The sequence below is a fragment of the Nonomuraea sp. NPDC002799 genome, assembly GCF_053592075.1.
In genome coordinates this window covers 239,093-261,787 of record NZ_JBSFVA010000003.1, presented here as the reverse complement: position 1 = coordinate 261,787, position 22,695 = coordinate 239,093, and the positions used below count along the sequence as shown (strand labels likewise).

General features: G+C 71.6%; 17 protein-coding genes. 14 read left to right on the top strand and 3 right to left on the bottom strand.

Features of this window, described 5'->3' with window-relative positions:
- Positions 1–24: 24 nt before the first annotated feature.
- Positions 25–1,266 carry a DNA polymerase IV gene (gene dinB / locus ACWD0F_RS07910; RefSeq protein WP_449873169.1) on the top strand — a complete coding sequence of 414 codons (1,242 nt, stop codon included), beginning with the start codon at positions 25–27 and terminating at the stop codon, positions 1,264–1,266.
- A gap of 228 nt (positions 1,267–1,494) precedes the next feature.
- Positions 1,495–1,893 (top strand): DUF3040 domain-containing protein, encoded by a 399-nt coding sequence (locus ACWD0F_RS07905; protein ID WP_449873168.1) that lies wholly within the window; start codon positions 1,495–1,497, stop codon positions 1,891–1,893.
- 375 nt (positions 1,894–2,268) lie between these two features.
- On the opposite strand, the gene ACWD0F_RS07900 is transcribed toward ACWD0F_RS07905, so the two are convergent.
- Genes ACWD0F_RS07900 through ACWD0F_RS07890 form a run of 3 tightly spaced genes read right to left on the bottom strand, consistent with a single transcriptional unit; the run spans position 2,269 to position 7,003 of the window.
- Positions 2,269–4,710: a transglutaminase TgpA family protein gene (locus ACWD0F_RS07900; RefSeq protein ID WP_449873167.1), complete on the bottom strand. Its 2,442-nt coding sequence runs from the start codon at positions 4,708–4,710 to the stop codon at positions 2,269–2,271.
- Positions 4,707–5,969 carry a DUF58 domain-containing protein gene (locus ACWD0F_RS07895; protein WP_449873166.1) on the bottom strand — a complete coding sequence of 421 codons (1,263 nt, stop codon included), beginning with the start codon at positions 5,967–5,969 and terminating at the stop codon, positions 4,707–4,709. The genes ACWD0F_RS07900 and ACWD0F_RS07895 overlap by 4 nt, the downstream gene beginning before the upstream one ends.
- A complete protein-coding gene (locus ACWD0F_RS07890) occupies positions 5,966–7,003 on the bottom strand; it encodes an AAA family ATPase (RefSeq protein ID WP_449873165.1) in 1,038 nt (345 codons plus the stop codon). Before ACWD0F_RS07890 ends, ACWD0F_RS07895 begins: the two co-directional genes overlap by 4 nt.
- Positions 7,004–7,422: 419 nt before the next feature.
- Between ACWD0F_RS07890 and mraZ the strand changes: the two genes are divergently transcribed.
- From mraZ to ACWD0F_RS07830, 12 genes are all read left to right on the top strand, one after another.
- Positions 7,423–7,854, top strand: a complete 432-nt coding sequence (gene mraZ / locus ACWD0F_RS07885) for a division/cell wall cluster transcriptional repressor MraZ (RefSeq protein WP_449873164.1) — start codon at positions 7,423–7,425, stop codon at positions 7,852–7,854.
- Positions 7,855–8,071: 217 nt separating this feature from the next.
- Complete coding sequence (gene rsmH / locus ACWD0F_RS07880) at positions 8,072–9,037, top strand: 16S rRNA (cytosine(1402)-N(4))-methyltransferase RsmH (RefSeq protein ID WP_449873163.1); 966 nt, start codon at positions 8,072–8,074, stop codon at positions 9,035–9,037.
- The gene (locus tag ACWD0F_RS07875) at positions 9,027–9,938 is read left to right on the top strand and encodes a hypothetical protein (protein ID WP_449873162.1); all 912 of its coding nucleotides are present in this window, start codon (positions 9,027–9,029) and stop codon (positions 9,936–9,938) included. Before rsmH ends, ACWD0F_RS07875 begins: the two co-directional genes overlap by 11 nt.
- A 743-nt stretch (positions 9,939–10,681) precedes the next feature.
- Positions 10,682–12,412: a peptidoglycan D,D-transpeptidase FtsI family protein gene (locus ACWD0F_RS07870; RefSeq protein ID WP_449873568.1), complete on the top strand. Its 1,731-nt coding sequence runs from the start codon at positions 10,682–10,684 to the stop codon at positions 12,410–12,412.
- Between the two features lie 40 nt (positions 12,413–12,452).
- On the top strand, positions 12,453–13,982 hold the full coding sequence (locus ACWD0F_RS07865; RefSeq protein WP_449873161.1) for a UDP-N-acetylmuramoyl-L-alanyl-D-glutamate--2,6-diaminopimelate ligase: 1,530 nt from the start codon (positions 12,453–12,455) through the stop codon (positions 13,980–13,982).
- Positions 13,982–15,460 (top strand): UDP-N-acetylmuramoyl-tripeptide--D-alanyl-D-alanine ligase, encoded by a 1,479-nt coding sequence (locus ACWD0F_RS07860; RefSeq protein ID WP_449873160.1) that lies wholly within the window; start codon positions 13,982–13,984, stop codon positions 15,458–15,460. The genes ACWD0F_RS07865 and ACWD0F_RS07860 overlap by 1 nt, the downstream gene beginning before the upstream one ends.
- Positions 15,457–16,512 (top strand): phospho-N-acetylmuramoyl-pentapeptide-transferase, encoded by a 1,056-nt coding sequence (mraY, locus tag ACWD0F_RS07855; RefSeq protein WP_449873159.1) that lies wholly within the window; start codon positions 15,457–15,459, stop codon positions 16,510–16,512. Before ACWD0F_RS07860 ends, mraY begins: the two co-directional genes overlap by 4 nt.
- Before the next feature lie 2 nt (positions 16,513–16,514).
- Positions 16,515–17,891 carry a UDP-N-acetylmuramoyl-L-alanine--D-glutamate ligase gene (gene murD, locus ACWD0F_RS07850; protein ID WP_449873158.1) on the top strand — a complete coding sequence of 459 codons (1,377 nt, stop codon included), beginning with the start codon at positions 16,515–16,517 and terminating at the stop codon, positions 17,889–17,891.
- Positions 17,875–19,149: a putative lipid II flippase FtsW gene (ftsW, locus tag ACWD0F_RS07845; RefSeq protein WP_449873157.1), complete on the top strand. Its 1,275-nt coding sequence runs from the start codon at positions 17,875–17,877 to the stop codon at positions 19,147–19,149. Before murD ends, ftsW begins: the two co-directional genes overlap by 17 nt.
- 12 nt (positions 19,150–19,161) lie before the next feature.
- Entirely contained in the window at positions 19,162–20,238 is a 1,077-nt protein-coding gene (gene murG / locus ACWD0F_RS07840; protein ID WP_449873156.1) for an undecaprenyldiphospho-muramoylpentapeptide beta-N-acetylglucosaminyltransferase, read from the top strand.
- Positions 20,235–21,632: a UDP-N-acetylmuramate--L-alanine ligase gene (gene murC / locus ACWD0F_RS07835; protein WP_449873155.1), complete on the top strand. Its 1,398-nt coding sequence runs from the start codon at positions 20,235–20,237 to the stop codon at positions 21,630–21,632. Before murG ends, murC begins: the two co-directional genes overlap by 4 nt.
- Positions 21,633–21,712: 80 nt before the next feature.
- The gene (locus ACWD0F_RS07830; protein ID WP_449873154.1) at positions 21,713–22,378 is read left to right on the top strand and encodes a cell division protein FtsQ/DivIB; all 666 of its coding nucleotides are present in this window, start codon (positions 21,713–21,715) and stop codon (positions 22,376–22,378) included.
- The last annotated feature ends 317 nt before the right edge of the window (positions 22,379–22,695 follow it).

Here is a 22,695-nt window from a genome sequence, read left to right as displayed (position 1 = left end):
GTCTGTTCGGATAGAATCGGCAGCGTGTCTCGCAAGCAGATCACCGGCATCGGCCCCGCTCCGCGGACCGGGGTTGATGACAGCGGCTGCCCGATCCTCCACGTCGACATGGACGCCTTCTTCGCCAGCGTCGAGCTGCTCGACCGCCCCGAGCTGCGCGGGCGGCCGGCGATCGTCGGCTCGCCGGCCGGTCGCGGCGTCGTGCTCAGCGCGACCTACGAGGCCAGGGCCTACGGCGTGCACTCCGCGATGCCGATGAGCAGGGCCCGCAGGCTCTGCCCGCAGGCCACGATCATCCCGCCCAGCCACGGCAAGTACACCGAGGTCTCCCGGGGCGTCATGGAGATCTTCCACACCGTCACCCCGCTGGTCGAGCCGATCGCCTCCGACGAGGCGTTCCTCGACGTCGGCGGCGCCCGGCGCAGGCTCGGCACGCCCGCCGCCATCGCCGCCATGATCAGGGAGCAGGTCCTCGACCGCTTCGGCATCACCTGCTCCGTCGGCGTGGCCGGCAGCAAATTCGTGGCCAAGCTCGCCTCCAAGCAGTGCAAACCCGACGGGCTGCTGGTGGTGCCCGCCGGCCAGGTCGTGGACTTCCTCCATCCGCTGCCCGTGTCGGCGCTGTGGGGGGTCGGAGAGCGCACCGAGCAGTCCCTCGTACGGCTCGGCATCCGCACCGTCGGAGACCTGGCCAGAGTGCCGCCCAGCACCCTGCAGCGCGAGCTCGGGCAGGCCGCGGGCGGTCACCTCGCGGCGCTGGCCTGGGGGCGCGACGAACGGCCCGTGAGCACCCACGTGCCCGACAAGAGCATCGGCAACGAGGAGACGTTCGCGGTGGACGTGGACGATCCCGAGGTGATCAAGCGTGAGCTGCTGCGGTTGTCGGAGCGGGTGGCGGCCAGGATGCGTAAGGCCGGTCACGTGGGAAGAACTGTAAGTGTGAAGCTTCGCCGAGCCGATTTCACGACGATCAACCGCTCGCGCACTCTGCGTGAGCCGACCGATGTGGCCCAGGTGATTTACACCACCGCCTGCGAGCTGTTCGCGGCCGCGGGCCTGGAGCGGGTGCGGTTGCGCCTGGTCGGAGTGCGGATGGAGAGCCTCCGTCCCGCCGGCGAGGCGACCCGTCAGCTCGGTCTGGGGGAGCGGGAGACCGGCTGGCGCGAGGCCGAACAGGCGATGGACAAGGCGGTCCGGAGATTCGGTCCGGATGCGGTGCTCCCGGCGTCGCTCGTACGTGGCAAGCTTGATGAGATAGATACATGACGCCGATGTCCGGACTTCGTGGGACGTGGATGTCGCGATTTTGGGGGAAGGGGGGCGAGATGGGCCATTATGGAGCCATGACGTCACCTCCGGTTTGGTCTGCGTTGGACGTTTGCTTTCGCCTACGTCTACAGCCTCGTATTCTGGGGATAACCGACCGCGAGGTCCGGACACCCCGTGTCGTCCGTTGCCGTCTTCCCCATCCTGGGGCTGTCCTTGGGAGGCGCCGTGCCGCTCTCTGAGCACGAGCAGCGCTTGCTCGACCAGATCGAGCAGGCCCTCTACGCCGAGGACCCGAAGTGGGCCAACACCGTAAGGATCAGCGACCCACGCAGCCATTACAAGCGTCGCCTGGTCAAGGCCTCCATAGGCTTTGCCCTCGGTGTCGTCATCATGATGGTCGGCGTGGTCATGAGCTTGATCTGGCTCGGCGTCGGCGGTTTCGTGGTCATGCTCGCCGCGTGTCTGTGGGGCCTGTCCAGTTGGAAACGTATGAACGGGTTCGGTGGCGAGGCCCGCGCCGCCGACACCGCCGCCCCACCGGGCAAGCAAGCCCGCCGGGGCAACCGGGGGAGCTTCATGGAGCGGATGGAAGAGCGCTGGCGCCGTCGTCACGACGAGCGCTGACCTGGCGTAGCCGCCCGGGTGCACCGGGCGGCCGACCCGGTCGAGCCGGTCCCGCACGGGGTGAACCGGCGATGACCGGGCCGGGCGCACCAGGGGCGGCCGGCAAGGCCCCAGATCCGCACGGTCGGCATGGCTCGGGATTGGCACGCCCGTAACGTCGGGAATGGCACGCCCGTAACGCTCGGACTTCACACGTCCCTAAGACCCAGGAACAGCTCCCGGGGAACATACGGCCTTTGAACCTCCGGCACCCACACGGCCCTTGAGCCCCCGGCAATCAGACGGCTCCTGAATGCCGGAACCACACGGCGTCCTCATGACATCAGCAAGCGTGCGGCCGTTCCCGCAGGGGACGGCCGCACGCTCGTGCCGGGCTCAGGAGTGCTGGTCGGTCGTCGTCCGCCGCACCCGGATGTTCTCCAGCAGGTCGAACCCGTCGAGCAGCCGCTCGCCCAGACCCCGCAGCCGCCGCAACGTCGACGGGGGCAGCAGCAGCGCCCGCACCCGCCGCCCGCGTGACACCGTGGCCGCCAGTGCCCGCCGCACCTGCCGAAGGTCCTTCCTCATCGGCTCGATCCGGCCCGGGACCTTGGCGAACAGCACCCGCTCGACCGCCGAGGCGATCGCCGTGACGGAGGCCGCCGAGCCGGCGTCGAACTCGTACTGCTCGGTCAGCCGGCGTGCCAGCGCCCGCGGCGTCTCGCTCGGCCCGCGGGCCATGCCGTAGTCGTACAGCACGTCGTCCAGCTCCGCCCAGGCGGCGGCCACCGACCCGGCCCCAGGCGGATGGCCGTCGTCCGTGCCGGCGACCATCGCCGCCCTCGGCTCGTCGGAGGACTCCGACCGGCCGAGGGCGCGCACCCGCCGGCTCCTGGTGATCAGCCGCACGCCCGCGGGGATCAGCAGGATCAGCAGGAGCGCGGCGAGCCCGATGCCGATCTTGACGAACAGCGGCGTCGTCTCCTCCTCGGGCAGCCCGCCGGTGGCGATCAGCGCCTCGCGGTCCGCCTGATTGGGGTTGAGCTGGTTCTGCGGGTCGACCGGCTCGTCGGCCGAGGAGGCCGTCGCGCCCGGCGTCGGCGCCGTGGCCTCGTTCGTGGGACGCGGCGCGGGCTGCGTGTACGCCGGCACCTGCGCGCTGCCCTGCCCAGGCGACCCCGCGGGAGTGGGCTCGAACGGCAGCCAGCCCACGCCTTCGAAGTACAGCTCGGGCCAGGAATGGGAGTCGTTCGTGCCGACCTGCCAGTGGTCGCCGACCTTGGTGCCGCCCGTGTAGCCGATCGCCACCCGCGCCGGGATGCCGTTCAGCCTGGCCAGCACCGCCATCGACGCCGCGAACTGCTCGCAGTAGCCGGTCCTGTCACGGATGAGGAAGTCTCGCAGCGCCGAGTTGCTGTGCCCCTGGGTGCTGAGGTTGTAGGTGAAACCGCCGGTCTTGGTGAAGAACTGCTGCAGCTTCACCGCCGCGTCGTAGGGCGACGTGGCGTCCGCGGTGATCCTGCGGGCCAGGTCGCCGATCTCCGATGGCAGGTTGTCCGGCAACTGCAGGTAACGCTCGCTCACCCCTTGCGGGCTGCCGCCGAGCGAGTCGAGCAGCTCCGCGGTCGGCTCCGGCTCACTCGTGCCCACCTGGTATTCCAGACCGGCGGCCTCCTCCCGGGTGGAGAAGACCATCAGCGTGTCGACGTCCGCCCGCCAGTCGCCGTCCACCCGGATCTCCCTGGCCGGGTACGGCAGCGGCAGGAACGACAACCGCGCGATGTCCTCGCTGATCTGGACGTTCGTGACCACGCTGGTGATCTTCGGCCGCGTGCCGAGGCCCGGGGGCGACGGGAGCGGGCCGTTCTCCGTCCGGTTCTCCGGCGACCCCTTCGGCTGCGTCATCCCGAACTGCTGGCCGTCGAACACGTCCAGCGTGTAGATCCGCAGATATCGCGCCTTGTCGTCGTTGTTGGTATAGGTGAGGACGACCCGCCGCTCGGGGAGTTCGAGCTGGCCCTTCAGGTTCGCGATCGGATTGGGGATGCTGATCGAGTTGCCCGTGCCGCCGCCCCTGCCGCCCACGCCGAAGGTGAACAGCGAGATCGGCTCCATCGCCGGCAGCAGCGCCGGCACCAGCACGGCCAGCGCGATCGCGGCGAACCCGATGCGCTTGCCGGACAGCCGCAGGCCGCTGGTGTCGGCAGCGGCGCGCCGGTCGTCCGGGAAGGGGGACGTGGCGCGGGTCGTCCGCCGGACCAGCACGGCCCTGCCCCAGTGGCTCACCCGCTCGCGCCCGTCGGCGTTCAGCAGGCTGACGAAACCGAGCGCGGCGATGATGAAGGCGGGCCAGCTGATCGGGTCGGGCAGGATCGTGGCCGGCACCGTGGCCAGGGCCAGCAGCGGCAGCCCGGCCAGCGCCGCCCGCCGCAGCCGGGCGGCGAACAGGTCCACCGTGATCGCGATCAGCGCCACGCCGCCGGCGGTCAGCAGCGTGATGCCCTCCGTGGCCGGCACCGGAGCGGCGAACCGCTGGATGTCGGTCCAGCCGGCGCCCAGCAGCCGGGCCAGCTCCTCCACCGAGTCCTTCGTCGGCACCACCCACGCCCACGCCTCGCCGGCGGCGAAGGACGCGGTCAGGTAGATCCACGTCGCGGCGGCGGCGACCAGCGCCGCCGCCCACGCGGGCAGCGACAGCCGGCTGCTCAGCAGGCCGGCCGCGACCACCGCCAGCACGGCGCCCAGCGACGACCAGAACCAGGAGCCGCCCTCGAAGAGCGGATAGAGCAGGAGCGCGGCGGTGAACGCGGACACCCCCGAAACGACGGTCAGCCTCATGCCGCGCCTCCCGCCGGATTGACCGTGTAGCGGCCCCGGCTGGCGGCGCCCTGCCAGACGGAGGCGATCGAGGTGCCCGCGGGCAGCCGGACGATGCGCCAGCCGTACCCGGCGAGGACGGTCCGCACGGACTCGTACTGCTCGGCGGCGGTGCGGTCGGCGCCGTCCCACGTGCCCACGTCGAGCAGGACCGCGACGGCGGTGATGCCGCTATGCCTCAGCCTGGCCAGTTCTCTCGCCTCCTCCGGGTCGAGCGAGCCGAGCACGGCCACGATCAGCCCGTCGCCGCCGCCCTGGCGCAGCGCGGCGACGCCCATCTCCAGGGACCGGGCCGGGCTGTGCCGGACGACGGCGAGGGTGTCGAGCAGCGAATAGCTCAGGCCCGTGTCGGTCAGGTGCTCCGCCCCCTGGTCGGTGACCAGCCGCAGGCCCAGGCCCTCACGGGCGAGGTGCACGCCGATGGAGGCCGCGGCCGAGACCGCCACCTCGAACGACGAGCGCGGACCCTCGCCGCGGTGGGCGTACCTGCGGGTGTCCAGCAGGAGCGCGCCGCGGCTCTGCCACTGCTGCTCCTCCCGGCGCACCATCAGCTCGCCGTGGCGGGCCGTCGAGCGCCAGTGCACCCGCCGCAGGTCGTCGCCCTGCCGGTACTCGCGCGGCGCCACGTCGTCGTCGCCCGCCGCCGCCACACTCCTGGTACGGCTGTCGCCGCCGCCCGTCCACTCACCCGACAGCCGCACGTGCGGCAGCGCCGCCACGTGCGGGGTCACCACGAGCGTGTCGCTGATCGTGAACGCCCGGGTCAGCTCGACCAGCCCGAACGGATCGGTGATGCGGACGGACAGGGGACCGATGGTGTAGCGGCCCCGCAGGTCGGAGCGCACCCGGTAGTCGATCTCCCGCACGCCCTTGGACTCCACCCGGTCCAGCACGAACCTGGGCCGCACGCCCAGCGCGTAAGGAACGGTGTCCTCGATGAGCATCAGGCCCGTCGGCAGCCTCGTCACGTTCTCCAGCCGCAGGGTCACGGTGGCCTCGCCGCCCACCTCGGACCTGGGCGGATCGAGCCGTCTGGCGCAGCTCAGCCGGTAGCGGGTCCGCGCCACCACCAGCGCGGCCAGCAGCGGCAGCGCCGTGACCAGCACGCCGATCCTGAACAGGTCGTTCTCCCCGAGGAGCACGGCCATCAGCATGGCCGCGATCCCTGAGGCGAGGAACGACCTGCCCCTGGCGGTCAGCGCCCGCAGTCCGGCTCTCACGACGCTCGCGTCTCCGGCACCGGCACGCGCCTGATCAGATCGGTCACCACCTGCTCAGGCAGGCGGCGCTGGCCCTGGGCCTCGACGCTGGGCAGCAGCCGGTGCGCGAGCACGGGGATCGCCAGGTCCTGCAGGTCGTCGGGGATGACGTAGTCGCGGCCCGACAGCGCGGCGTGCGCCCTGGCGGCCCGGACGAGCTGCAGCGTGGATCGCGGCGAGGCGCCCAGCCGCAGGTCGGGGGAGTGGCGGGTGGCCACGACCAGGTCGATGGCGTACTTCTTGACCGCCTGGGAGACGTAGATGCCGCGGACGGCCTCGATCAGCGCCCGTACCTCCGCCGTCGTCGCCACCGGCTCCAGCTTGTCGAGCGGCGAGGCGCCGCCGTGCACGTCGAGCATCTCCAGCTCGGCCGTCGGCTCCGGATAGCCCATCGCGACCCGGGCGGTGAAGCGGTCGCGCTGCGCCTCGGGCAGGGGATAGGTGCCCTCCATCTCGATGGGGTTCTGGGTGGCGATCACCATGAAGGGCGTGTCCAGCCGGTATGTCACCCCGTCCACCGTCACCTGGTGCTCCTCCATGCACTCCAGCAGCGCGGACTGCGTCTTGGGGGAGGCACGGTTGATCTCGTCGCCCACCACGATGTTGGCGAACACCGGGCCGGGCTTGAACTCGAACTCCCTGGTCTGCTGGTTGTAGGCGCTCACTCCGGTGATGTCGCTGGGCAGCAGGTCAGGGGTGAACTGCACCCGGCGCACGGGACAGTCGATGGACCGGGCCAGCGCCTTGGCCAGCATCGTCTTGCCGACCCCGGGAACGTCCTCGATCAGCAGGTGCCCCTCGGCGAGCAGGACGGTCAGCGTGAGCCGTACGGCGTCGCCCTTGCCTTCGATCACCGACTCGATGGCCTCCCGGATCCGGTGGGCCGTGGAGACCAGCTCGTCGAGCTGGGGAGGGACGTCATGGGTTACTGCCACCAGGCCTCCATGAGAAGTGGGACGGCTGTCCGGCGGCTGCCTTTGCGGGAGCCATGCCATTCCTTTTCCATTGTGCGTACGACCCTACGACGCTGCGGGTTGTCGAGCGACATTTGCGGATATTCCACGGAAGCCGGTAGATGTCCCTGTTCTGATCCCATAGCGGTGCGAATCTTGTGACACGCAGCCCCCCGATCCGCCCCACCATCCGCCCCACTTCCCGCCACGAAGACCATCGCGGAGGGCCGCAGCCCCTATTTCGGCGGCCTTCCCAACCCTCGACACGCCCATGAGGGTTGGGGGCGCCGCCGCCGCGCTCCACCGCGCCCCATCGCTCTGACCTGCGGTAACGCAACGGAAACCGATGATGAAGACGGTTCGAATCAGTTGACGGTGGGGAGAAGTGGAGTATGGTGGTGCGCAGTGGAGGGCCGGTGCACCAGCGCTGAGCGCTTCACGAGGCACGGGAGGTGGGGCCGGTGTTTCTCGGCACCCATCAACCGCGTCTGGACGACAAGGGACGGCTGTTCCTGCCGGCTAAGTACCGTGAGGAGCTGGCGGAGGGTCTTGTGATCACCAAAGGCCAGGAGCGATGCCTCTACGTTTTTCCCGTGGAGGAGTTCCAGCGCATTACCGAGGCTCTCAGCACCGCCCCGGTCACCGCCAAAGCGGTGCGTGACTACAGCCGCGTCTTCTTCGCCAGCGCGTCCGACGAGAAACCAGACAAACAAGGGCGCATCACGATCCCGCAGAGCCTCCGCCATTACGCGGGGCTGGAACGTGACTGCGTCGTCATCGGGGCCAACACCCGGCTGGAGATCTGGGACGCACAGGCCTGGGACACCTATCTCAGCGCACAGGAGCAGGCGTTCGCCGATCTGTCGGAGGAGGTGCTGCCAGGGATCTTGTAGTGTCCACGGTCGATCCGTCGGTGTTGTCGTTCGGCGAGGTCTCCACCCGCAACCACTGCTCACCAACTGATGCACCTTCCCCGGTGTCAGATGGAGGGCGTCCACGAAGAGGGTGCGGATGGGGACCTGGCCGGACGGCACCGGGGTGGGGACCCAGGAAGAGCCGAGATCGATCGATACGCGTCATCCGCGAGCAAGGACGCGAGGGGGGTTGGAGATGCACGACGACGCTGGCACCGGAGGTCACGTTCCGGTGATGCTCGACCGCGTTCTGGAACTGCTCGGCCCTGCGCTGGCCGGGCCGCGGCCGGTGGTCGTCGACGCCAACCTCGGCCTCGGAGGCCACTCGGAGGCCCTGCTCGCCGCCTTTCCGGAGCTGCGCCTGATCGGGATCGACCGCGACCCGTTCGCGATCGGCTTCTCGACCCGCAGGCTGAGCCCCTACGCCGACAGGATCACGCTGGTCCACGCCTCCTCCGGAGACCTGGACGAGGTGCTCGCCGACGCCGGTCACACCACGATCGACGGCGTGCTGTTCGACCTGGGGGTCTCCTCGCCGCAGCTCGACGAGGCCGAGCGCGGGTTCGCCTATTCCTATGACGCGCCGCTCGACATGCGGATGGACACCGAGCAGGAGCTGACGGCGGAGAAGGTGGTCAACACCTACTCCGGGGGAGAGCTGGTCCGCATTCTGCGCGACTACGGCGAGGAGCGATTCGCTCCGCGTGTCGCGGGCCTGATCATCAAAGAACGGGCTAAAGAGGCAATAACCTCGACTAAGCGGCTTGCGGACATCGTGCGCGACGCGATTCCCGCCGCGACGCGGCGTACCGGGGGCAACCCCGCCAAGAGGACTTTCCAGGCGCTGCGCATCGAAGTGAACGCGGAGCTGTCCGCCCTTGAGGCGGCGCTTCCGACGGCCCTCGACGCGCTGACGCTGGGTGGGCGAGTCGTCGTGCTCTCCTACCACTCACTCGAGGACCGGCTCACCAAGCAGGCCCTCACGGCGCGAACCAGGGACACCGGCCCCCCCGGGCTGCCCGTCCCGTTGCCGGCTCACCAGCCGAGGTTCCGCCTGCTGACGAGGGGAGCAGAGCTCCCGAGCGAAGAAGAGCTCGCCCGTAACCCGCGGGCGGCCTCGGCCCGGCTACGGGCGGCAGAGAGGATCCGTGTTGACGACTGAGCAGGAGACCGGCCGGGGCACACCCGTCCGCCGCGCGGTGCCCAAGACGGGCAACCGCCGGTCCGGGGCGTCGTACCAGTCCAAGCCGCGCCCTCGTCCTGACGCACGCCCCGACGCCGACGACAAGCGGCCGGCCGATGAGCGCGCCGTGGCCGGCACCGAAGGGCGGCCGGCGGCCGGCAAGCGGGTCCGTCCCGACGTCGCGGGACGGCCGGAAGATGACAAGCGGGCCCGTTCGGGTGCCGCACGGCGGCCGGCGGGTGACGAGCGGGTTCGTCCCGGTGCCGAAGGGCGGCCGGGGGGCGACGAGCGGTCGCGCGTGGACGCCGGGCGTTCGCGCGCCGATGGCGAGCGGTCGCGTGCGGACGCCGGCAGGAAGCGGACGGGCGGCGCGCCCGCGCGTAACGACGCCGGTGGCAAGCGGCTCGCTCCGCCGAAGTCCCCGCTGAAGGCGAAGTCCCCGGTGCGGCCGCCAGTGAAGCCGCCAGTGAAGCCACCGGTTAAGCAGCCGGTGAAGCCGCCGTCGAAGTCGCGGTCCGGCCTCAGCGCTGAGCCGTCCACGCGGCCGGCGCGGGGATCCACGCCGGCGCGGCGCAGCGCGCGCCGCCAGCGCGCGCCGTTCGTGCTGCTCGTCGTCGGGCTGATGACCGGCGGCCTGGTGAGCCTGCTGCTGCTCAACACCATGCTCGCCCAGGACGCCATCACCGACGCGAGCCTGCGCGAGGAGATCGCGGTCGCGATCCAGGAGAACGAGAAGATCGACCAGGAGTACCAGCGCAAGACGCAGTCCGACAACATCGCCAAGCTGGCCGAGAACCAGGGTCAGCGCCGTGACTGGGACGGCGTCAATCCCTACAGCAGCGCAGGTGACCAGACCGGCCAGGTGGACACGGAACGGTGAGCAACTCAGGCGGCAGGGGGCAGGGGCCCGGCCGCGGCGCCGGCGGCGCCGGCTCTCAAGGAGGGCCTGGCGCCGCTCGTCGTACGCCGGGCGGACCGGGACGGACCGGGCGCCAAGGCGGCTCTGCCCGTTCGGAGGGGACGGGCCGCCCGGCGTCGCCGGAGAACCCGCCGCGCCAGCCGCCCAAGCGACCCGATCCCTTCGACCTGCCGTTCGGGCGCGACGACGGCGCGCGCGGCCGCCCGCCGCAGGACGCCGACGGCGAGCGCAAACGCCCGCGCGACGAGGGCGACCGCCCCAGAGGCCGCGGCGCACGCGACGACGACGGTGACCGTTCCAGGGGGCGCGGCGCACGCGACGACGACGGTGACCGTTCCAGGGGGCGCGGCGCACGCGATGACGACGGTGACCGTTCCAGAGGGCGCGGCGCACGTGACGACGATGGTGGCCGTCCCAGAGGCCGGAGTGCCCAGGGGCGGGACGACGGCGACCGGCACGGCGAACGGCAGAAGGGGCGGGCGCCGCAACGGCGTGACGACCGCTCCCGGGGCCGCGCCGACGACGGGCCGTTGCGCAGGGGCGGGCAGGACGAAGGGCCGCGGCGCCGTACGCCGGCCGGCGGGCCCAGGCCCGAGACGGCACCGGGCCGCGACCGGGTGGGCCCGCGCCGCGGCGCGGACGTGCCGCCGCCCAGGGGACCGCGCCGCCCGCCCGCACCGCCACGACCACCCAGGCCGCCGCTGGTGCTGCGCCTGGGCAGCCCGCGCAGGCGCATCAACATCGGCCTGATCGGCATGACGTTCGTGTTGTCGATCTTCGCCGGCCGGCTGATCCAGATGCAGGGGCTCGACTCCAAGGTGTACGCGGCCGCCGCGGTGGACCAGCGCCAGCACACCGAGCAGATCCCCGCCAAGCGCGGCTCGATCACCGACGTCAACGGCAACGAGCTGGCCGTGACCGTCGAGGCCAGGGAGATCTCGATCGACCCCACCAAGGTCCCCGCCACCGTACGCGCGAAGGCGGCCGCCATCCTGGCCAGGCAGCTCGGCAAGACCGAGCAGGAGATCGCCGCCAAGCTGGCCAGGACGGACACCCGCTACCAGCTCCTGGCCCGGGACGTCGACCCCGTCGTGGCCACCCGCCTGCTCCAGGCCCGCCTGCCCGCGCTGACGGCCAAGAAGACCTACCGCCGGCTCTACCCGGCGGGCGACCTGGCGGGCACCCTCATCGGGTTCGTCGGCGACGAGGGCAAAGGCCTGGGCGGCATGGAACAGACCAGGAACACGCTTCTGGCCGGCCGCGACGGCAAGCAGCGCGTCGAGACCGGCCGCGACGGCCAGCGCATCCCGATGACCAGCAGCCAGCGCACCGCGCCCGTGGACGGCCAGGACGTGCGGCTGACCATCGACCGCGACATCCAGTGGGCCGCCCAGGAGTCGATCACCGAGCAGGTGGCCGCGGCCGGCGCCGACAGCGGCACCGTGATCGTCATGGACGTGCGGACCGCCCAGATCGTCGCCATGGCCAACGCCCCCGAGCTCGACCTGGACAGCTGGCGCAAGGCCTCGCCCTCCGCCTACGTCAACAAGGCGGCCTCCGACGTCTTCGAGCCCGGCAGCACCAACAAGGTGATCACCGCGGCCGCCGCGCTGGAGGCGGGGGCGGTCGGCCCCGAGACGGTGTTCCAGGTGCCCGACAACATCAAGTGCGCCGACCGGGTGCTGCGCGACGCGCACGCCCACAAGCCGGAGACGATGACGTTCCGCCAGGCCATGGCCCAGTCCAGCAACGTGGCCACGATCATGGCGGCGCGCCGGGTGGGCAGTGAGAGCCTGTACAAGATGCTGAAGGCGTTCGGTTTCGGCTCCGTGCCGGGCGGCGGGGTGCCGAGCGCGGAGGCGGGCCTGCTGCCCGACTACAAGAGCTGGTCGGGCAGCCAGAGCTGCACGGTCGCCTACGGCCAGGGCGTGTCGGTGACCGCGCTGCAGATGGCCAGCGTCTATCAGACCATCGCCAACGGCGGCGTGAAGATCGAGCCGCAGATCGTCGCCGGCACCACCGACGCCTCGGGCAGGTTCGTGCCCGCTCCCGCAGGTAAGCAGAGCAAGGTGGTGAGCGAGACGACGGCGAAGGAGATCGCGGCGATGCTGGAGAGCGCGGTGAGCGCGGAGGGCACGGGCGAGCTGGCCGCCATCCCCGGTTACCGGGTGGCGGGCAAGACCGGCACGGCCAACCGCTACGATGCCGAACTCGGCCGCTACAAGGGCTACACCGCGTCCTTCGCCGGGTTCGCGCCGGCCGACGACCCCCGGCTCGTGGTGCTGTCGGTGCTGCAGAATCCCAAGAACGGCCACTTCGGCGGGCAGCTGGCGGCCCCCGTTTTCAAGGATGTGATGACGTTCGCCATCAAGAGCAGGAAGATTCCGCCCACAGGCTCCGCCGCGCCGCAGGTGCGGATGCGCGCGGGACAGTGACCAGGGAAGGTACGCTCTCGCCGTGCGTCCCCCGTCCTCTATGCGTCCCGCGACCAGCCCGCCCCGCCCGCTGACCGGGCTCGCGGCCATGCTCGACGCCGACTCAGGCACATCGCGGTCGCCGCATGCCGCCCTGACCGGCATCACCATCGACTCCCGCAGCGTCCGGCGCGGAGATCTCTACGTGGCACTGCCCGGCAACAGCGTCCACGGCGCCACCTTCGCGGCCGACGCGATGGCCGGCGGCGCCGTGGCCGTGCTCACCGACCGCGACGGCCGCGACGCGGCCGTCGCCACCGGGCTGCCGGTGCTGATCGTGCCCAACCCGCGCGCCCTGCTCGGGCAGATCTCCTCCTGGGTGTACGGGCAGCCGGCCCACGACATCCAGGTCCTCGGCGTGACCGGCACCAGCGGCAAGTCCACCACCACGTTCATGCTGGAGGCCGGCCTGCGGGCCGCCGGGCACCGGGCGGGCCTGGTGGGCGGCGTCGAGATCCACGCGGGCGATTTGTGCTTCGAGCCCACACTGACCACGCCGGAGGCGTCGGCGCTGCACGGCCTGTTCGCGCTGATGCGCGAGGAGCGGGTCAGCGCGGCGGTCATGGAGGTCTCCAGCCACGCGCTCGCGCTCGGCAGGGTCGACGGGCTCTTCTACGACGTCGCCCTGTTCACGAACCTCTCCCAGGACCACCTCGACTTCCACAAGGACTTCGAGGACTACTTCGCCACCAAGGCGAAGCTGTTCCAGCCGGAGCTGAGCCGCGCCGGTGTCACCAACATCGACGAGCGCTACGGGCGGGAGCTGCTGCACCTGGCCAAGGTGCCGATGACCACCTTCTCGGCGCTGGGCGACCCCGCGGCCGAGTGGCGGGCGGTGGACGCCAGGCTGGGCGCGGACGGCAGCACGTTCCGGGTGGTCGGGCCCGGCGGGGTCGAGGCGGACGCGCACGTCGCGCTGCCCGGCCCCTTCAACGTCGCCAACGCGCTGGGCGCCATCGTCACGCTGGTCGAGGCCGGCGTGACGCTGCAGACGGCCGTGCACGGCGTGGGCACGCTCACCGGCGTACCGGGGCGCATGCAGCGCGTCACGGCCGCGGACGACGAGTTCCAGGCCATCGTCGACTATTCGCACAAGCCGGGCGCGGTGGACTCGGTGCTGCGCTCGCTGCGGTCGGTGACCGCCGGAACGCTGACGATCGTGCTCGGTTGCGGTGGCGACCGCGACAAGGGCAAGCGGCCCATCATGGGAGAGATCGCCACGCAGCTGGCGGATGTGGCTATCTTCACGAGTGACAATCCGCGCTCGGAGGATCCGCTCGCCATCCTCGCGACGATGATGGAAGGGGCGCTCCGCGTTCCGCAGCACGACCGCGCTCATGTGATCATTGAGCCCGACCGCGCGGCCGCCATCGGCCTGGCGATCGCCCGGGCCGGGCGCGGCGACGTGGTCGTCGTGGCAGGCAAGGGTCACGAGCAGGGCCAGTACGTATCAGGCGAGGTGATCCCCTTCGACGATCGCGAAGTGGTCGCCCAAGCGATCGACGCACGCAAGGAAAGCAGGAAGCACTAATGATCCCGTTGCCTCTGGCCAGGATCGCCGAGATAACCTCGGGCGCCCTGTCGGGCATGGCCGATCCCCGCGCCGTGGTGCGCGGGCCCGTCGTGATCGACTCGCGGGCCGTAGAACCGGGATCGCTGTTCGTCGCCTTCGCGGGCGAGCGGGTCGACGGTCACGACTACGCCGCGCAGGCGATCCGGGCCGGAGCCGTCGCGGTGCTGGCCTCCAGGCCGGTCGAGGGGCCGTCGGTGATCGTGCCCGACGCCGTCGCCGCCCTGGCCGAGCTGGCCGCCCAGCAGGTCCGCGCGCTGCCCAAGGTCACCGTGATCGGCGTGACCGGCTCGGCCGGCAAGACCAGCACCAAGGACCTCCTGGCCAGGCTCACCGCGCGGATCGGGCCGACCATCGCGCCCGCCGGCAGCTTCAACAACGAGCTCGGTCACCCCCTGACCGTGCTGCGCGCCGACGTCGACACCCGCTACCTGGTGCTGGAGCTGGCCGCGCGCAACATCGGCCACATCAAGGAGCTGACCCGCATCGCCCCGCCGCAGATCGGCGTGGTGCTCAACGTCGGCACCGCGCACCTCGGCGTGTTCGGCGGCAAGGAGGCCATCGCCAAGGCCAAGGGCGAGCTCGTCGAGGCGCTGCCGCGCACCGGGGTGGCCGTGCTCAACGCCGACGACCCGCTGGTGCGGGAGATGGCCGCGCGCACCGACGCCCGCGTCACCTACTTCGGGCGCGGCGAGTCCGCCTCGGTCCGGGCCGAGGGGGTGGCGGTGGACGCGCGCGGGCGCGCCTCGTTCACGCTGCGCACGCCGTCGGGGGCCGCGCACGTCTCGCTCAAGCTGTACGGAGAGCACGCCGTCGAGAACGCCCTGGCGGCCGCCGCGGCCGCCTACGAGCTGGGGCTGCCGGTGGCCACCATCGCCGAGGAGTTGTCGGAGGCCACGCCGCGCAGCCGGTGGCGGATGGAGGTCACCGAGCGGGCCGACGGGGTGACGGTCGTCAATGACGCGTACAACGCCAATCCCGACTCCATGCGGGCCGCTTTCGAGGCCCTCGCGGTGCTGGGCCGGGGACGGCGGCGGTTCGCCGTCATCGCGGCGCTGCGGGAGCTGGGCGAGGACGGGCCCGCGCTCAACGCCGAGCTGGGCCGGCTGGCCGGCGGTGCCGGGCTCGCGGGACTGATCGTGGCGGGGCCGGAGGCCGGGCCGGTGCTGGAGGGCGCCCACGCGGCGGCCCACACGCCGCCGCAGGGCTGGCACGGCCCCCCTCCCGGGCCTTCTGGGCCTCCCGGGCCGCCCGGGGGCGACGCCCCCGCGCAGGCCCCTGTGCAGGCGACGCGGATCGTGCACGTGCCCGACGCCGAGGCCGCGGCGGCCGAGCTGGCCGGGTGGTTGCGGCCCGGTGACACGGTGCTGGTGAAGGGGCCGCGGGCGATGGGGCTGGAGCGGACGGCCGAGCTCGTGCTCGGAGGTGCCACCCAGTGACCAACATCATCATCGCCGGTGCGGTGGGCCTGATCCTCTCGATGCTGGGCACCCCGCTGGCGATCCGGCTGTTCTCGCGGCGGGGCTACGGCCAGCAGGTCCGGGAGGAGGGCGAGGGCCCGTCGCACGGCGGCAAGCGGGGCACCCCCACCATGGGTGGCATGGTGTTCGTGCTGGCCGCGCTGCTCGCCTACGGCGCCTCCCACCTGGCCACGCTGGAGCCGGCGACCGTGTCGGGCATGCTGGTGCTGTTCCTGATGACGGGGCTCGGCGCGGTCGGGTTCCTCGACGACTTCATCAAGATCTACAAGCAGCGCAGCCTCGGCCTGCGCAGCGGCGCCAAGGCACTCGGCCAGCTCATCGTCGGCGCCGTCTTCGCGGTCCTGGTGACCCGCCAGCCGAACGTCTACGGCATCACCCCCGCCGAGACCCGCCTGTCGTTCCTGCGCGACCTCGGCCCGTCGATCGGCATCGTCGGGTTCACCATCTGGGTGCTGATCATGATCGTCGGGTTCTCCAACGCGGTGAACCTCACCGACGGCCTCGACGGCCTGGCCAGTGGCGCGACCGGGGTGGTGCTGGCGGCGTACGTGCTGATCGGCAACTGGCAGCTCCGCAACAACTGCATCGACCAGCTCGGCCCCAACTGCTACTGGGTCCGCGACCCCCTGGACCTGGCGGTGGTCGCCGCGGCGGTGCTGGGGGCGCTCATCGGCTTCCTGTGGTGGAACGCCCCGCCCGCCCGGATCTTCATGGGCGACACCGGCTCCCTCGCCCTCGGCGGCGTGCTGGCCGGGCTGGCCATCGCCACCCGCACCCAGCTCCTGCTGATCATCCTCGCCGGCCTGTGCGTGATCATCACGCTGTCGGTGATCATCCAGGTCGGATTCTTCAAGATGACCGGGAAACGCGTGTTCAGGATGGCGCCCCTCCAGCACCACTTCGAGCTGAAAGGCTGGGCGGAGACCACGATCGTGGTCCGGTTCTGGCTGATCGCGATGCTCTGCGCGGCGCTCGGCCTCGGGCTGTTCTACGTCGAGTGGATGCCGTGAGCATGAGCCTGACTTGCGTCGCCGGTCTCGGCGTCTCCGGCACCGCCGTGGCCAGGGTCCTGGCCGAGCGCGGTGAGCGCGTCGTGGTCGTCGAGGCGGCCGAGGGCGAGCGCCAGCTCGCCGCCGCGGCCGAGCTGGCCCGGCTCGGCGTCGAGACCCGGTTCGGGGAGATGACGGTGCCCGAGGGCGCCGACCGGCTCGTCACCACCGGATGGCCGCCCCACCACCCGCTGATCGCGGCCGCGCTCGGCGCCGGCGTCGAGGTCGTGGGCGAGGTGGAGCTGGCCTGGCGGCTGCGTCCCGCGCAGGCGGCCCCGTGGCTGGCGCTGACCGGCACCAACGGCAAGACCACCGCCGTGCGCATGCTCACCTCGATCCTGCTGGCCGCCGGGCGCAAGGCCCTGGCCGTGGGGAACGTGGGCGTCCCCGTCGTCCGGGCCGTCGCGGAGCCGTACGACGTGCTGGCCGTCGAGCTGTCCAGCTTCCAGCTCCACTGGTCCAGCACGCTGGCCCCGCACGCCGCGGCCATCCTGAACGTGGCCCCCGACCACCTCGACTGGCACGGGTCCATGCGGGAGTACGCCGCCGCCAAGGGCCGCGTCTACGAGCGCGCCGGAACGGTGATCTACAACGCCGACGACCCCGAGGCCGCCCGGCTGGCCGCGCCCTACCCGGGAGCGGTCGGTTTCACGCTGCGGGTGCCCCGGCGGGGCCAGCTCGGCCTGGTCGAGGACCTGCTGGTGGACCGGGCGTTCGTGGCGGACCCGGTCGACGCGGCCGAGGAGCTGGCGACGCTCGCCGACGTGCGGCCGTTCGCGCCCCACAACGTGGCCAACGCGCTGGCCGCCGCCGCCCTGGCCCGCTCGCTCGGCGTGCCGCCGGAGGCGGTGCGCCAGGGGCTGCGCGACTTCGTGCCCGACCCGCACCGGCTGGCCCACGTGGACCGGATCGGCGAGGTCGAGTACGTCGACGACTCCAAGGCGACCAACCCGCACGCCGCCGCCGCGGCGCTGGCCGCCTACCCGTCGGTCGTGTGGGTGGCGGGCGGCCAGCTCAAGGGCGCCGACGTCGACGACCTGGTGCGCCAGGCGGCCCCCAGACTGCGCGGCGCGGTGCTGCTGGGCGCCGATCGTGCCCGGATCGCCGAAGCCATCGCGCGACACGCGCCGAATGTCCCCGTCGTGGACATCGCCGATCGGGAGACTGGTGCGATGGAAAGAGTCGTCACCGAAGCCGCCCGGCTGGCCTCCCCAGGGGACACCGTGCTGCTCTCCCCGGCGGGGGCCTCCCTGGACATGTTCGCCAACTACCCGGCGCGGGGGGAGGCCTTCGCCCGCGCCGTGCACGAGCTGAGGCTGCGGCATGAGCACGACCGTTGAGGAGCGGCGTGCCGCCGAGAGCCCGGGGAGCGGTCTCAGCGAGCAGCTCGGCGCCCTGAAGGAACTGCTCGGCAAGCCGCTCACCACCTACTACCTGATCATCATGTGCAGCGCGCTGCTGCTCGCGCTCGGGCTGATGATGGTGTTGTCGGCCTCCAGCATCGAGGCGCTGCAGAAGACCGGCAGCCCGTTCTCGTGGTTCATCAAGCAGTCGTTGTCGGCCGGGCTGGGCGTGCCGCTGATGTATCTGTGCTCGCGCCTGCCGGTCAAGTTCTTCCGCTGGGCCGGCTATCCGCTGATGGCGCTGTCCATCATCGCGCTGGTCATGGTGCTGTTCATCGGCTCCTCCGAGCTGGGCGCGCAGCGGTGGATCTACATCGGCCCGTTCACCATCCAGCCGTCGGAGCCCGCCAAGCTGGGGCTCGCGCTGTGGGGGGCCGACCTGATGGCCAGGCGGGTGCGGCAGGGCCGGATCGAGTGGCGGCAGATGCTGATCCCGCTCATGCCCGGCACCGCGATCCTGGCCGTCATGGTCATGCTCGGCCGCGACCTCGGCACCACACTGGTCCTGTTCATGATCTTCCTGGCGCTGTTGTGGGTGGTGGGGGCGCCGGTGAAGTTGTTCGGCGGCATCCTGTCGCTGGCGGTGCTGGCCGCGGTCATCATGATCAAGGTGGAGCCGTACCGGATGGCGCGCATCGGCGCCTTCCTCGATCCGTGGGCCGACGCGCAGGGCGCCGGCTACCAGGCCGTGCAGGGGCAGATCGCGATGGGCTCCGGCGGCTGGTTCGGGCTCGGCCTCGGCAGTAGCCGCCAGAAGTGGAGCTGGCTGCCGCACGGCGAGAGCGACTTCATCTTCGCCATCCTCGGCGAGGAGCTCGGGCTGATGGGCACGCTGATGGTGGTGGCGCTGTTCGGGCTGCTGGGCTACGCCGGGCTGCGGGTCGCGGTCCGGGTCAACGACGCCTTCATCCGGCTGGCCGCCGCCGCCATCGTGGCCTGGATCGTCGGTCAGGCCACCGTCAACATGGGCGCCGTCCTGGGCGTTCTGCCGATCACCGGCATCCCCTTGCCGCTGGTCTCGTACGGCGGATCGTCGCTGCTGCCCACGCTGGCCGCGCTCGGCATGCTGCTGTCGTTCGCCAAACGCGAGCCGGGAGCGCGGGAGGCCTTGGCCGCCCGTGGCCCCGGACCCGCCGTCCGGGCCCTAAGCTGGCTTGGCCTGGGGGGTATGACCAAAGGCCGAGTGACACGTTAGGGAGTGACCGAGATGAGGGTGGTCCTCGCCGGTGGGGGGACGGCCGGGCACATCGAGCCCGCGCTCGCCCTTGCGGACGCACTGCGTCACCTGGACCGGAGCGTGGGCATCACCTGCGTGGGCACGGAGCGCGGCCTGGAGTCGCGGCTCGTGCCGGCCAGGGGCTACGAGCTGGAGCTGGTGCCCGCGGTGCCGCTGCCAAGGGCGATCACTCCGAGCCTGCTGACGGTGCCGGGCAGGCTGGCCGGAGCCATCAACGCCACGGCGGCGATCCTCGACCGGGTCCGGGCCGACGTTCTCGTCGGTTTCGGCGGTTACGTGGCGACCCCCGCCTATCTGGCGGCCAAGCGGCGCGGCGTGCCGATCGTCGTACACGAGGCCAATCCGCGTCCCGGCCTGGCCAACCGGCTGGGCGCGCGGCTGACCGACCACGTCTTCTCCGGCTTCCCCGACGGGGCGCTGCCCAAGGCCGAGTACATCGGCACCCCGCTGCGCCGCGAGATCGTCACGCTCGACCGGCTGTCCATGGGCGACAAGGCGCGCTCGTGGTTCGGGCTGGAGGGCGACCGGCCGACGCTGCTGGTCTTCGGCGGCTCGCAGGGGGCCAGGTCGATCAATGAGGCCGCGCTCGCCGCCGCGCCCGTGTTGCGCCGGGCCGGCGTGCAGGTCCTGCACGTGATCGGCCCGAAGAACACCGTCGACCGCGAGCCTCCGCCCGGCGACCCGCAATACGTGCTGCTGCCCTACGTCGACCGCATGGACCTCGCCTACGCCGCCGCCGACGTGGCGCTGTGCCGCAGCGGGGCGCTGACGTGCGCGGAGCTGACCGCGGTGGGGTTGCCCGGCGCCTACGTGCCGCTGCCCCACGGCAACGGCGAGCAGGCGATCAACGCCGGCCGCATCGCCCAGGGCGGCGGCGGCCTCGCGGTCGACGACTCCGAGTTGTCACCTGATTGGATCATCCGCAACGTGCTGCCCATCCTGCGCGATCCCGAACGGGTCGTCGCCATGTCAGAGGCGGCGTCCAGACTGGGACGTAAGGACGCCGATATCATGCTTGCCAGGAAAGTGTTGGAGATAGCCCGATGAGTCTCGTCAAGCTGGTCGATCCCGTCACCGTAGAAGAGCTGGGGCGGGTGCATTTCATCGGCGTCGGCGGCGCGGGCATGTCCGGCATCGCCCGCATCCTGCTCAAGCGCGGTGTGCGGGTGTCGGGCAGCGACGCGCGCAGCTCCGAGCTGATCACCGAGCTGCGCGAGCTCGGCGCGACCGTGCACATCGGCCACGCCGCCTCGCACATCAGGGACGTCGACACGGTGGTCGTCTCGACCGCCATCCGCGACTCCAACCCCGAGCTGGGCGAGGCGCTCAAGCAGGGGCTGCGGATCATCCCGCGGGCCGCCGCGCTGGCCTCCGTCATGGCCGGCCGCACCGCCGTCGCGATCGCCGGCACCCACGGCAAGACCACCACCACCTCGATGCTGACCGTGGCGCTGCAGAAGTGCGGCGCCGACCCGTCCTACTGCGTGGGCGGCCAGCTCGTCACCACCGGCCTCGGCGCCGACGACGGCCAGGGCGGCGTGTTCGTGGCCGAGGCCGACGAGAGCGACGGCTCCTTCCTCATGCTGGCGCCCGACATCGCCGTGGTGACCAACGTCGAGGCCGACCACCTCGACAACTACGGCGACCCGCGGGCCGTCTACGACAGCTTCGCCAGGTTCGCCGAGCGGGTCGGCTCCCTGCTCGTCGTCTGCGCCGACGACCCGGGCTCGGCCGAGCTGGCGGCCAAGGCGCGGGCGCGCGGGGTGCGGGTCACGACGTACGGCGTGACGGGCGAGGACTACCGCGTGAGCGACGTCCGGCCCGACGGGTTCGGCACCGTGTTCAGCATCGAGGGCAGGGGCGAGGTGCGGCTGGCCGTTCCCGGGGCGCACAACGCGCTCAACGCCACCGCGGTGATCGCCGTGGCCGATGAGCTGGGGCTGCCGTTCGAGGAGATCAGAGAGGGCCTCGGCGCCTTCACCGGGGCCAAGCGGCGCTTCGAGGCCAAGGGCGAGGCCGGCGGCATCGCGGTGTTCGACAGCTACGCCCACCACCCGACCGAGCTGGCCGCCGACCTGCGGGCCGCGCGCGACGTGGTCGCCTCCTACTCCGGCACCGGGCGGGTCATCGCGGTCTTCCAGCCGCATCTCTACTCGCGCACCAGGTTCTTCGCCGACGAGTTCGGCGCGGCGCTCGGGCTGGCCGACGAGGCCATCGTGCTCGACGTCTACGGCGCCCGCGAGGACCCCGAGCCCGGCGTGTCCGGCGCGCTGGTGGCCGGCCGGGTTCCGCTGCCCGCCGGGCAGGTCTCCTACGCGCCCGACCGGGCCTTGGTGCCGGCGCTGGTGGCCGAGCGGGCCCGGCCGGGCGACATCGTGCTCACCATGGGCGCGGGCGACGTGACGGAGCTCGGCCCGCAGATCGTGGCCCGCCTTTCCTGACGGCCCGCCGTTGGGCGTGGCGCGCGGCGTTACGCCGCGTGTCGGCGTAGGTTCGGTGCCGCGACATGCAGGGGAGGGCGATGAAGGCGCGGACGGCGTTCCTGGTGCTGCTCACCGCGGGAGTGGTGGGCACGGCGGCGTGGCTGGTGTTCTTCTCGCCCGTGCTGGGCGTGCGTTCGATCGAGATCGTGGGAAATCTCACAGTGCCGAGCGAGCGGATCAAGGAGCAGGCGGGCGTGGCCGATCTCCATCCGCTCGCCACCGTCGACCTCGCCGGCGTCGAGACGCGCGTCCTCGGCATCAGGCAGCTCGCCACCGCCAAGGTCGACCGGATGTGGCCGGGCACGCTCAAGATCGAGGTGGTCGAGCGGGAGGCGGTCGCCGCCGTCCAGGCCGGCGGCAAGGTGGCGATCGTCGACAAGCAGGGCGTGGTGATCGAGCTCTTGTCCGCGGTGCCGCCCATGCTTCCGCTGCTCAAGGTGGACAGACCCGCCGCCGGCGACCCCGCCATGATGGCCGCCCTGCAGGTCGTGCAGGCGGTGCCGGACACGGTGGCGCCCAAGATCAGGCAGGTGCGCGCGGGCACGGCGGAAGGCGTGACTTTGGAGTTGTCCGACGGGCGGACCGTCATCTGGGGCGGCACCGACCGCCCGCAGGAGAAGGGCCGGATCCTGGCCTCTCTGCTCAAACGGGAGAAAGCCACGGTGTACGACGTCAGTTCCCCGGACGTCGTGACCCTCAAGTGATGACGATCAATGCCACAGTCTGGCAACTCAGGGGCAAGAGCATCGCCGAGCCTGTCCGAGGCGGGGGTCGCGGCGTGAGAGTCTGTAAGCCGGACTTTCGACGGAGGGCGCGCCTGACCAGGCGCGACTTCGGAGCGAAACGGACAGCCCGCGACACGCCGGACGTGCTTGCGGCGCGGTTAGTTGACCCGCCCGGAGCGTAACTCCTACTGTCCGTATCAATCCTCAGGTTGACATAAATCTAAATCTCAACCTGAGGTTGAGAGTTATTCGAACTGAGAAAAAGCGGAGACGATCCGCATCCGAAATGGCAAGTC